The following is a 12,229-nucleotide window of genomic DNA, read 5'->3' as shown; positions in this document are numbered from 1 at the left end:
GGCTGCCCGCTCATCCGGCCCCGGCCCCCGGCGGTCCGCCCGCTCGGCAGGGCTCGTTGTCGCCACCCGATCCGTTCGGCCGAGTGGGGGGCGTGGGAAGCTGCGTTGTGTGACTGTTCTTGTCGGGATGCCGCTGTTTGTTGGTCGTGAGCCCGAGATGGGGCGACTTGTCGAGGCGCTTGGCGAGGCCGACCGCGGGGAGCCCCGGGTCGTGTTGCTCACCGGGGAGGCCGGGGTCGGGAAGACCCGGTTGTTGGACGAGTTTTTGGCCGAGGCCGCCGGGCGGTCGCAGCCGACCGTGGTCGCGGTCGGAGCCTGTCTCGAACTGGGTGCCGAGGGGCTGCCGTTCGCGCCGTTCTCGGCCATCCTGCGGGCGCTGGCGACCACGCTCGGCGACGACTTCGACGCCATGGTCGGCGACCGTCGCCGCGAACTGGCCTGGATCTCGCCGACGCTCGCCGCCGAACCCGTCGTGGGACCCGCACCGGAGCGGGCCGGGCTGTACGAATCCGCGCTGCGCCTGCTGGAGCGCGCCGGCGAGGACCGCACCCTCGTGATCGCCTTCGAGGACCTGCACTGGGCCGACTCGGCCACCCGCGAACTGCTCGCCTTCCTGGTCCGCTCGCTGCGTCGGGGGCGGATCCTGCTGGTCGGCACGCTGCGCGCGGACGCGATGGACCGCAGCCACCCGATGCGCCGCCTGGTCGCCGAACTGGAACGCATCCGCTCGGTGGCCCGGGTGGAACTGGGCCGGCTCACCCTGCCGCAGGTGGAGAAGCACCTCACCGGCCTGCTCGGCGAAACCCCCTCGCGGGCCCTGACCCGGCAGGTCTTCGAACGCTCCGAGGGCAACGCGTTCTTCGTCGAGGAGTTGGCCGCCGGCATCCGCGACGGGCGGCTCACCGACCTGTCCGACACGCTCCGCGACCTGCTCCTGATCCGGATCGAGCAACTGCCCGAACAGGCCCGCAGGGTGGTCCGGCTGGCCGCTGTCGGCGGCATCGGCGTGGAGCACCGGCTGCTCGCCGAGGTGGCCGGTCTCGACCCGGACACCCTGGAGACGGCGCTGCGCGCGGCCGTGTCGGGGCACGTCCTGGTCTCCGACGCGGACGGCGAGGGATACACCTTCCGGCACGCGCTCGTCGGCGAGGCGGCACTCGGCGACCTGCTGCCCGGCGAACGCACCCGGATGTACGCGGCGTTCGCCCGGGCCCAGGACACCCTGCTGGAGCGCGGCGAACTGTCCCCGCACCGCGACCACGTGGAGCGCCGGGCCCGCTACTGGACCGCCGCCGGCCGCCCCGCCGAGGCGCTGCCCGCGAGCCTGACCGCGGCGGTCGCCGCCGCCGATCGATACGCCTTCGGCGAGGCCCGGGAACTGTACGAGCGGGCGATCGCGATGTGGGACATGGTCCCCGATCCGGAGGAGTCGACCGGCACCACGCTCGCGCAGGTCCTGGACGGCGCCATCGTCGCGGCCCGCTACGACAACTCCGGCGACCGCGAACTCGCCCTGCTGCGCCATGCGTTGGACCTCGTCGACGAGGAACGCGATCCGCTCCGGGCGGCGCTGCTCTGGGCCCAGCGGGCGAAATCGCTGAACCGGCTGGGCCGCGGCTCCGGCATGGCCGAACTGGAGCACGCCGAAAGCCTGTTGCAGGATCGATCCGACTCGATCGAGTACGCGGAGGTGGCCCTGCGAAGCGCCCGCGCACACTTCCTGGAGGGGCACGTCCAGGAGGCCCTGCGGATCGCCCGGCAGGTCCTGGAGATCGCCCGCCGACTCGACGACCAGGACATGATCGCCGGCACGCTCCAGGCGCTGTCCTGGTTCCTGACCGGGTCCGGCGAGCCGGACGAGACGCAGGCGCTCGCGTACGGACTCGAGGCGGTCCACGTCGCGGAGGCGGCCAGGGGCGGCAAGCCGGACACGCTGATCTACGTGCTCGGCAACTGGGCCTCCGTCCTGGAGGGCGTCGGCCGCCACGAGGAGTCGGTGGCCGCGCTCGAGCGCGCGCTCGACCTGTCCCGCGAGCGCGGGGTGGTCCGCAACACCGGCGCGTTCCTCCTGGGCAACCTCGCGGAGAGCCTGTTCTCGCTCGGCCGCTGGGACGAGGTGGCCCGGACGGTGGACGACATCCGCGAACACAACGCCGACGGCTGCGCCACCGGCCACGCCGAACGCATGTCGGCCATGACCCGCCTGGTCCGCGGCGACATCGCCGAGGCGGCGGCCCCCCTGACGCACGCGCGCGAGAGCGCACGCGGCAGGCATCAGGAGGCGCAACACCGCATCCCGCAGTCCGGCGCCGCGATCGCGCTGGCCCGGGCGCGGGGCCGGCGCGCCGAGGTGGCCGAGATCCTGGACGCGGAACTGCGGGCCGGCTTCGGCGTCGGCAACCAGCGGTTCGCCCTCCCGCTGCTGATCGAGGCGGCACGGGCGTACGCCGACGACGAGCCGACCGAGGCGTTCCGGGCGGACCTGACCCGGATTCGGGCGGCCGGCGCGGCGCTGGCCCAGGACTGCGCGCTGGACCGCACCCAGGCACGCACCCTGACCGCGTACCTGGACCGCGCCGAGGGCACCGACACCGTGGAGGGGTGGCGCGAGGTGGTGGCGGGCTGGGAGGCGACCACGCAGCCCTATCCCACCGCACAGGTACAGGCCGACCTCGGCGCCGCGCTCGTGGCCGCCGGTGAACGGCAGGCCGCCGCCGAGGTGCTGGGCCGGGCCCACGAGACGGCGGTGCGCCTGGGCGCCGTGCCGCTGCGCGAACGCATCGAACTGCTCGCCCGACGGGCCCGGCTCGAACCGTTCGGCCGCGCCGGCGCGACGTCGACCGCGGGTCGATCGACGCATCAGGCGGGCGATCTGACGCCCCGAGAGCAGGAGGTGCTGGGCCTGCTCGTGGACGGGCGGAGCAATCGGCAGATCGCCGAGACGTTGTTCATCAGCGTCAAGACGGCGAGCGTGCACGTGTCCAACATCCTGGCCAAGTTGGAGGTGGCCACCCGCGGCGAGGCCGCCGCACTGGCCCACCGGATGCGGCTGCTCGACGACTGATCCGGCGCCGACGAACCTCGGCGAACCCGACACCGATCGTCCCCGGCGGGGTGCCCGGGGCAGGGCGCACGGGCTATACATGACGCGTCGATGGTTCGGGGGCAGTCGTCGGGGGGCGCTCATGACAGGGCACGGGATCCGGGTCGCGGCGTGCGACGTGGAGCGAACGGTGGGCGGGCGGACCGTGCTCCGCGGCGTCTCGCTGGTCGCCGAGGCCGGTGAGGTGTCGGCGATCGCGGGCGGCAGCGGCTCGGGCAAGACCACGCTCCTGGACACCCTGGCCGGGATCCGGCCGCCGAGTGCGGGCGAGGTGCGGCACGACGGCGGGCGGCCCGACGCACGCGGCTTGGGCTACGTACCGCAGGACGACATCCTGCACCGCGCGCTGCCGTTGGCGCACAGCCTGCGCTACGCGGCGGCGCTGCGCGTACCGGCCGGCGAGGGGCCGGCCGATGCCGTCGACCGCACCCTGGCCGCGCTCGGGCTGACCGAGCGGGCAGGTCAGCGGGTGGGTACGCTCAGCGGCGGCGAGCGCAAGCGGGCCGGCATCGCGGTCGAGTTGCTGACCCGGCCCAGGGTGCTGTTCCTGGACGAGCCGACGTCCGGCCTCGACCCGGCCGCGGCGGCCGAACTGATGGCCCTGCTACAGGCGTTGGCCCGCGCGGGCACCACCGTCGTACTCACCACGCACGCCCCGGCCGACCTGGCCCGCTGCGACCGGGTGGCCTTCCTGGCGCCCGACGGACGGCCCGCCTACGTCGGCGATCCCCGGGCGATGTGCGCGCACTTCGGCGTGGCGACCGACGCCGACGTGTACGCCGCGGTGGCCTCCCGAGGGGCGAGCGTGGACGCGGGCCGTGAGCCGGAGTTGCAGCTGGAGCCCGAACTGGGCGCGCTGGAGCCCGAGTTGGAGCAATCTGCCGGGGTAGGGGGGCCGGACCCGGCTGCCGGGTCTCGCGCGGCCGAGGCACGTCCCGCCCCCGCGAAACCCGCGGCCGTCCGCAGGCCGGGTCCGGCCCGTGCCGCGGGAAGAGCCGATCACCCGCTGCGCCAATGGTCGATCCTGGCCCGCCGCGACCTCGAACTGATCACCCGGGACCGGCTGACCGCCGCGATGCTGATCGGCTCACCGCTGGTGATCGTGGCCATGTTCGCGATGCTCTTTCGCCCCGGCGCCTTCGACCCGCTCGCGCCGAGTCCGTCCGGAGCGGCGATGATCCTGTTCTGGATCGCGTTCGGCGGCTTCTTCTTCGGGCTCACCTACGGGCTGTTGCAGATCTGCGTGGAACTGCCGATCGTGCGCCGCGAACGGCTGACCGTGCTGCGGATCGGACCGTACCTCGCGGCCAAGTTCACCGTGTTGTTGCCGATCCTGGTGCTGGCCGACGTACTGCTGCTCGCCGTGCTGCGCGGGATGAACCGGCTGCCCGCCGCGTCCTGGAGCGTGTACGGATCCCTCCTGGTGACCCTGCTGCTCGCCTCGGCTGCCGCGCTCGCGCTCGGGCTGCTCACCTCCGCCGCGGTGACCGAAGTGGGCCAGGCCACCCTGATGTTGCCGCTGCTGTGCTTTCCCCAGGTGCTCTTCTCCGGCGCGTTCGTACCGGTGCCCCGGATGCCCGCGATCGGGCACACGCTCAGCTACGCGATGACCAACCGGTGGGCGTTCGAGGCCCTGGGCAGCGACCTGGACCTGTCCGGCCGCTGGGCGCACAGCCGTTCCCCGCTCGGGCCGCCGCTGCTCGCCTCGTACGGGGACAGCTTCGACCACTCGCCGCTGCTCGGCTGGGCCGTTCTCGCGGGCTGTGCCGCGTTGTTCGTCGCCGCGACCTGCGCCGTGCTGGCCCGCCGCTGCCCCCGGGCCGGGCGGTGAGCGCACGCCGGCGCGATCAGCAGCGCAGTCGCGGGGCCAGTCCGCTCGGGTCGGCAGGTCGGTCGCGGTAGGTGCGGACCAGGAAGTCGAGGAAGGCGTCCACGTCGGCGTGGGTGGACGGCAGGCCGAGCGAGACCCGGACCGCGCCGCCCGAGGGCAGACCGAGCCGGGTCAGATAGTCGTCGAGGGTGCCGCCGGACGCGGCAGTGCGCATCACCGCGCCGCGCAGCGTGCGTCGGCCGATCGCGAACGCCGCCTCGCCCGCACCGGGATTGCAGAAGCAGCCGGTGCGCACGCAGATCCGGGCGGCGGCGGTGTCGCGCGCCACGGCCCGCTCGTCCACCACCCGCCCCGCGGCGTCCAGGACGTTGAGTGCCACCGTCGCACCCCGCTCGTCCGTCGTGCCCGGCCCGTACACCCGCACCAGCGGCTCGCCGCCGGAATGCCGCAACCCGGCCAACCCGGCGAGGAGATGCGCGGTCAACGCGGCGACCCGCTCGTGGATCGCCGCCATGCCCACCTCCCCGATCCAGGCCAGGCCCCGCGCCACGTCGGGCACGGCCAGGAAGTTGAGCGTGCCGTCCTCGTACGCGGACTCGTCGTCGGCCATGCGGTGCCAGCCGCCCTGCGCGCTGACCGCCTCGATCGTGCCGCCCGCGAACCACGGCCGACGCAGCCGGGCCAGCGCGTCCCGACGGGCGATCAACGTGCCCACGCCGGTCGGGTAGCCGAACACCTTGTACCAGCTGACGGCGACGAACTCCGGTTGTACTACGGCCAGATCGAGCACGTTGGTGGGGGTGTACGCGGCCGCGTCGAGCAGCACGTCCCAGCCGTGTTCGTGGGCGACGTCGATCCAGTCCAGGCGGTGGCGCACGCCGGTGAAATTGCTCTGCGCGGGGAACGCGAACAGGCCCCGACGGCGGGCCAGCGTGGCGTGTAATCGCTCGCCGTCCAGGCGCAGTTCCGGCCCGGACAGGCCGATGTACTCGGTGCGGGCGCCGCGCGCGCGGGCGTACTCCCGGATCCCGTTCACCGAGTTGTGGTTGTCGATCGGCAGGACGAACCGGGTGCCGCGCCGGAACGGATAGGCCTCGCCGACCAGTCGGCAGGCGCCGGTGGCGTTCGCGGTGAACACCGCCGCGTAGTGGTCCGGATCGGCGTTGAAGTGCGCCAGGATCGCCCGGCGGGTGTGCTCGACCAGATGCGTCGAGGCGACCGAGGCCGGGTGTTCGGAGTGCGGATTGCCGTAGGTTCGGTCCGCCATGCGTGCGGCGTGCGCCTGCCACTGGCGGCGTGCGGCCAGGCCGGCGCCGGTGTGGTCGAGGTAGACCAGGCCCTGCTCGTCGAGGTAGCCGTATTCCGTGCGGCGGATCGCCTCGAAGTCCGGCGGTCCGGCCGGCTCGGCGATTGCCACGGTCCCCACCCCCCCGGACGTCCGAGTCTCGCGCCCGCGCGGAGCGCACGTCAACGGATACGGACGCGGCGGGTTCCGGATGCCCGTTCTCACCCCTGATGGCGGTTCCGCGCCAACCATCCTCTAGGGTGAGGAAAGGTAAGCCTTACCTGAACACAGGCGGGTCGATCGTCGCCGCACCGCGGTGTTCGGCCCGCGTCCCCCACGCGCCAAGGAACCTGGACCCATGCCGATACCCCGCCGCCGGATCGCCGCCGTCGCCGTGACCCTGTCCGCCGCCCTGCTCACCGGAGCCTGCGGCAGCTCGGACTCGTCCGACGGCAACAAGGGCGGCAAGCCCGCCGTCGCCGCCGGCGGCAAGGAGTTCGGCAACGCCGGCCAGGTCACCACGGGCCTGGGCACCGACGCGGCGCCGGGCCAGTACCCGCGCACCATCCGTACCGCGATGGGCGACGTGGTGCTGAAGGCGCAGCCCAAGCGGGTCGTCGTGCTGGACACCGGCGAGTTGGACAACGTCGCCGCGCTCGGTGTGCAGCCGGTCGGCGTCGCGTTCACCGACGGCTCCCAGGAACTGCCTGCCTACCTGGAGGGCAAGGCCGGCAAGCCGGCCAAGGTCGGCACGATCAACAGCCTCAACCTCGAGGCGATCGAGAACCTGAAGCCGGACCTGATCCTGGGCAGCAAGCTGCGCGCGGAACAGCAGTACGCCACGTTGGCCAAGATCGCGCCGACCGTGTTCTCCGTGCGACCCGGCTACACCTGGAAGGAGAACTTCCTGCTCAACGCCGCTGCCCTGGACAAGACCGCCGAGGCGAAGCAGCAGCTGGACGCCTACCAGGCCCGGGCCAAGGCGCTCGGCGAGAAGCTGGGTCCGAACAAGCCGACCATCTCGATGGTGCGGTTCATGCCGGGCAAGATCCGGCTGTACGCGAACAAGTCGCTGATCGGCACGGTGCTCCAGGACGTCGGCCTGCCGCGCCCGGCCAACCAGAACATCGACGACCTGGCGGTGGAGCTGTCCGAGGAGCGGATCACCGAGGCGGACGCCGACCGGATCTTCGTCGGCACCTACGGCCCGGCGGACAAGACCGCGCAGGGCAGGGTCACCGACAACCCGCTGTGGAAGAAGCTCGGCGCGGTGGAGAAGGGCAAGGCCGTCACGGTCCCCGACGAGACCTGGTACCTGGGCCTCGGCGTGGTCGCGGCGAACTCGATCCTGGGCGACCTGGAGAAGAACCTGGCCGGCTGAGCCGCTCACGGCGGGGCCGGCCGGGCCGACTCAGGCCGGTCCCAGCGGTTCGCGGGCCGCGTACGTCAACAGGCCGGCGATTCCGGCGGCCGGGCCGTGGACGCGGCGCCAGTGTTCGTCGCGTTCGGTCAGTGCCGCGAACAGGCGCTGCCACGAGCGGTCCTCGGTCCCCAGCAGGTCGACGGTCAGCGCGGCGACCTCCACGTATGCCGCGTCGACCGCCGCGCGCACCGGCCCGGACAGGTCGGCCCGCGCCCGGGCGTCGGCCAGGTAGCGCAGCGCCCGTTCCGCGTGGCCGACCTCGTGCACCAGGTCGCGGCCGGTCAACAGGCCCGCCTCGACCAGGCGTTCCACCTCCGCGTGCCACTCGGCGGTGCCGCCGTCGGGCACCACCCGCGCGGCGACCGCCCGTGCGGTGCGCGGACCGCGCCGGGCCGCGGCGAACGCCTCCGCCGGGTGCAGGTCGGCCGACATCGCCACCACGATCTCGTCGGGCGCGTCCGGCCGGCTCGCGAGCGCGTGCCGCACCCCCGCCGGCCACGGCTCGCGCGCGTGCTCGCGCGCCAGCAGCGCCCAGTCGCGCCGGTACGGCCGATCCAGGACCCGCTCCGCGTCCGGCAGCCGTCGGCATCCGCGCAGCCGGGCCACCAGTCGGGCCGGCGACGACTCCCGCTCGATCCGCTCGCTCAGCACCGCGAGCCCGGCGTCGAGCGCGGCGCGCGCCGGCGGGGGCGGCGCGTCGAGCCCGGCACCCGCCCCGGCCGGCGGGGCGTCGAGCGCCCGATCGTGCGCCTCCAGGGCCTTGCCGGCGACCCTGGCGGCGCCGCTGCCCAGGAGGCCGCCGTCGATCACCGCACGTAGCCGGTGCGCGCCGCCGAAGCGCAACACGTTGTGGGCCGCGATCAGTCGGTCGAGCAGGGACAACTTCCCGGACATCGCAGCCAGGGCCGATTCGACCACGTCCGCGTCGGCCGCCTCGACGGTGACCCGCAGCGCGTCCACCCAATGCGCGGAGAACACGCCGGGTTCGAGCAGCCGGGCCCGCAGCGCGGCGGACAGCGGCCGGACGTCGTCCGCCGCACGGGCCAGGATCCGCCGCCGCTCGGCCACGTCGCCGCGCCGCTTCACATCGCCGTACAGCCGATCGTCCAGCGCCGGATCGCGCCGGGCGAGCAGGCGTTCGCGCACGTGTCGGGTGTGCGGCGAGCGAGCCTCGCCCTCGGCCAGGATCAGCGCGGGCTCGACGTCGGTCAGGCCGAGCACGTACTCGACCAGGTCGACGGTGACATGCCGACCCCGTTCGGCGTCCCGGGCCAGGACGCTCGGCGCACCGGGCGCCAGCAGCGGCAGGACGGTGCGCAGCACCCGCACGTCGGCGTAGACGAGCAGGGCCGACCCGGCGGCGGAGAGCACCGGCGGCGGCCCGTCTCCCGGCGGCTCCGGCGCGCCGGCGGTGGCCCGCTCCAGCAGCTTGGGCAGCGGCAGTTCGCCACCGTCGCTGTCCATCACCGCCAGTGCGGCGAGCCAGCGGCGCGGGTCGTGGCCGAGGCGTTCGGCGAGCAGCGTGCGCACCGCCCGGGTCAGCGGTGCCCGGGCGAGCTGGGAGAACTCGCCCGGCCGCGCGGCGCTCAACGCGCGGGCGGGGGTGTCGGCGATCAAGTCCGCGGGGCCGACGAGCCCGGCGCGGTAGCGTACCGAGGCCGAGGCGCCGGCGCGGAAGCCGACGGGATCGCGCCGGGCCAACCGCTCGCGCGGCAGATCCACCGGGGCCGCCGCGCACGCCGCGCGCAACCAGTCCGGGTGGGCCAGCCCGGGGACATCCGCCTCCGGGGTCTCCGCGAACACCGTGAGCACGGCCGGATCGGTGGGGATCGGCGCGCCCGGCACCATCGACCGCAGTAGATGCGCGGCGGCCAGCGCACAGGCGCGGTCCGGGGTGCTGCGCCGCCCGCACCGGGTCGGCAACATCGGCCCGACCTGCTCAGGGGTGCGCGTCGCCGGTGTGGACACGGCCGGTTCGCGGGCCGACTCGGCGATCTCGGCGTCGTGGGCGGCGCGTTGCTCGGGCCCGGGCGGCGGTCCGGCGGCCTGTGCGGCGACCTCGATCAGCTCGCCGACGGTGCCGGTGAACGAGTCGAGCAGGCCCAGCGCGATCACGGTCGCCTCGACGTGCCCGGCGAGACGGGTCCGCACCAGCGTGCCGATCCGGGCCCGGATCGGCGCGGCGACGGCGTCCCGGGTCAGCTTGGGCAGCGCGCGCAACACCTCACCGGCCGGGCGGGCGGTGTCCACCAGGCGTATCGGGTCCAGCAGTTCGTGCTCGACGCAGTCGTTCACCCAGCCGGCGTCGGTGCGGCGAAAGGCCACCGCGCGCAGCCGGTCGATCGGCTCGCGGTTCAGGTCCTCGGCGGTCGTCCCGCAGGCCCGGTTGACCACCGCGAGGCGCAGCAGGCGGGCCGGTTCGCCGACGGCGTCCTCGTGGCGCAGGAGTTCGTCGATCGACTCGGGCGCGAAGGGCGCCTCGCGATGCCGGGCGACCAGGCGCGGCAGGTCGTACGTGTACGGCTCGTGCACCAGCGTAGCCAGGAGCCGGCGGGTGGCGTTGCGCCCGCGCGCGGCGGCCAGCACGCCCGGCAGTGCGTCGGGGTCCTCGTACGGGATCCGCACCTCGCCCCACCGGCCCGGGCCGTCGCCGGATTCGAGGTGGTCCGGGAGGGCGTCGGCCCGGGGCGCGGGCGCGAGTCCGCCGATCAGTCCCACCAGGCGCCGGGCCGCGTCGGGGCCGCCGCGTTGCCGCACCTTCGAGAACGCGAACGCCCGCGCGTCGGCGGAGGGGAACGCGTACAGCGCCGCGTGCACCAGCTCCGGGTCACCGCTGACCACCAGCGGGGTGAGCCGGCGCCGGTCCGCGCAGTCGAGCAGCTCGGCGCGCAACACCGGGTCCAGCGGTACCGGTTCGCTCCGCCCGGGAGTGCACGGCGCACCGGAGGCGATGCGGCGGCGCAGGGTGAGCGGACTGTGGTGGTTGCGGTACACCGCCGCGTTCACGCGTGGTTCGTCCAGCCCGACGAGCCGGCCCAATCGGCGTGGATCCAGGCCCGAGTTGGCCGCCAAGGCCGCGCAGACCCTCGGATCGCGGCCGGCGAGGGCGGCCTCGAAGACGTGCTCGGGGAGCGGGCCGCGGCCGAGCAGGTCGCGCAGCAACTCGTCGGGCAGGTGCGGCAGCAGGGCGCGTAGATCCTCCGCCGGGGCGGCGTGGAGCAGGAAGCGGTAGGGCCGGGACAGGGCCGGGGGAGGGGCGTTTCGGGGGCCGGGCACGGAGCCGTCGGCGATGCCGGCCAGCAGGTCGGCCAGGGTGCCCCGATGCCGGGACAACGCGCCGCGCAGGGCGGCCCAGCGGTCGGCCGAGCAACCCAGGTGACGGTGGATCAGCTCGGCGAGCGCGCGGCCGGGCGGGAGTTCGGCGAGCACGGCCACCGCGACGCGGGCCGGAGCGACGCGGCTCGGTATCGGCGCGGCGTGTCGTTCGTCGACCAGCCCGGACGCGGCGGCAGCGGCGGCGATCCGGGTGGCCTCGACATGGCCCGGCAACCGCACCGCGGCCGCCAGGAGGGCGACCGAGGGGCGCGCGACGTGCGCCACCGCGGCCGGGTGGGCCCGATACAGCTCGGCGAGCAGCACCTCGGGGCAGTCCGGCCGGGCGGCCAGCGCGACGGCGGCCGATTCGGGCAGCGGGTCGGCGCGGTGCGCGGCCGGCAGCCGGGTCCAGTCGACGTGCCGGCGCCAGGTCGGTTCCGGCTCGCCGGCCCGCAGCCCCGCGATCAGCCCGGCGGAGCCCTCCGCGGCGAGCACCGCGGCCCGCAGCGGCCCCTCGTCCCCGGACGCGAGCGCGGCGGCGGCGAGGTCGGCGACGTCGGGCCCGGGCGCGCTGCCGGGCTCGGACGGCACGCCGGGTCGAAACCGCACCTCGCCGAGCAGCGCGCCCAGCCGCCCCGGCTCGTCGAACAGGCCGAGCAGGCCGCGCAGTTGCTCGGCGCGGGACAGCCGCGCGCCCTGGGTGCGCAGCGCGTGCTCGATCAGCGCCGGGATGCCGGAGACCACCGCCGCGCCGACGAAGTGCGGGTGGTCCGGCGGGTCTTCGGTACACGCGCGGATCTCCTCCCACAACACCGCGAGGGCGTTCGGATCCGGGTGCCGGCCCGGGGTGAGGATCTCCCGGCGCATCCACGGCAGCGCGGTGGCGTGCCGGTAGACCAGGCGGTCGACGACCGGGTCGGGCCGTTCCAGGAGCGCGGCCAGATCGGCCGGGGTGGCCCGGGGGTTGCGCGCCACCGCGCGGCGCACCGGCACGTCCGGATCGCGAACCGCCCGACGACGTGCGGTGATCGGCAGCGCCGCATCGGCCAACCAGGCCGGATCGGGCACGCCGAGGCGATGCCGCAGCCGGCCCGCGTCGCCCGGCTCGCCGCTCGCCACCGCGAGTCCGAGCAGCACCTCCGCGGCCGGGTCGGATCGCCGCGCGGCTCCCTGCGTCACTGTTCGCCTCCCCTTGCCTGCCGGACCCACCCTCGTCCGCCGTGTCCCGGCCCGGGTTCCGGGGCGGGCAACGCGAGGACCACCCCACCACGG

The 12,229-nt window shown here is 74.9% G+C and carries 5 protein-coding genes; 3 read left to right on the top strand and 2 right to left on the bottom strand.

The annotated features are described in order from the left end of the window. The first annotated feature begins 127 nt into the window (after window positions 1-127). Together B4N89_RS53105 and B4N89_RS31585 are read left to right on the top strand one after the other, a co-directional pair. Window positions 128-3,064 carry a helix-turn-helix transcriptional regulator gene (locus B4N89_RS53105; RefSeq protein ID WP_078979904.1) on the top strand — a complete coding sequence of 979 codons (2,937 nt, stop codon included), beginning with the start codon at window positions 128-130 and terminating at the stop codon, window positions 3,062-3,064. Window positions 3,065-3,185: 121 nt separating this feature from the next. Continuing rightward, the gene (locus B4N89_RS31585) at window positions 3,186-4,934 is read left to right on the top strand and encodes an ATP-binding cassette domain-containing protein (protein WP_101897392.1); all 1,749 of its coding nucleotides are present in this window, start codon (window positions 3,186-3,188) and stop codon (window positions 4,932-4,934) included. 16 nt (window positions 4,935-4,950) lie between these two features. On the opposite strand, the gene B4N89_RS31580 is transcribed toward B4N89_RS31585, so the two are convergent. Then, window positions 4,951-6,351 carry an aminotransferase class V-fold PLP-dependent enzyme gene (locus tag B4N89_RS31580; protein WP_235619025.1) on the bottom strand — a complete coding sequence of 467 codons (1,401 nt, stop codon included), beginning with the start codon at window positions 6,349-6,351 and terminating at the stop codon, window positions 4,951-4,953. Between the two features lie 226 nt (window positions 6,352-6,577). On the opposite strand from B4N89_RS31580, the gene B4N89_RS31575 reads away from it, so the two are divergent. After that, window positions 6,578-7,600 (top strand): ABC transporter substrate-binding protein, encoded by a 1,023-nt coding sequence (locus tag B4N89_RS31575; RefSeq protein WP_078979901.1) that lies wholly within the window; start codon window positions 6,578-6,580, stop codon window positions 7,598-7,600. A 30-nt stretch (window positions 7,601-7,630) separates the two neighbouring features. Here the strand turns inward: B4N89_RS31575 and B4N89_RS31570 are convergent, their stop codons facing one another. Beyond that, window positions 7,631-12,136, bottom strand: a complete 4,506-nt coding sequence (locus B4N89_RS31570) for a hypothetical protein (RefSeq protein ID WP_078979900.1) — start codon at window positions 12,134-12,136, stop codon at window positions 7,631-7,633. Between the last annotated feature and the right edge of the window lie 93 nt (window positions 12,137-12,229).

This window comes from Embleya scabrispora, from assembly GCF_002024165.1.
Classification (GTDB): domain Bacteria; phylum Actinomycetota; class Actinomycetes; order Streptomycetales; family Streptomycetaceae; genus Embleya; species Embleya scabrispora_A.
This window is presented reverse-complemented; position numbering and strand designations above follow the sequence as displayed.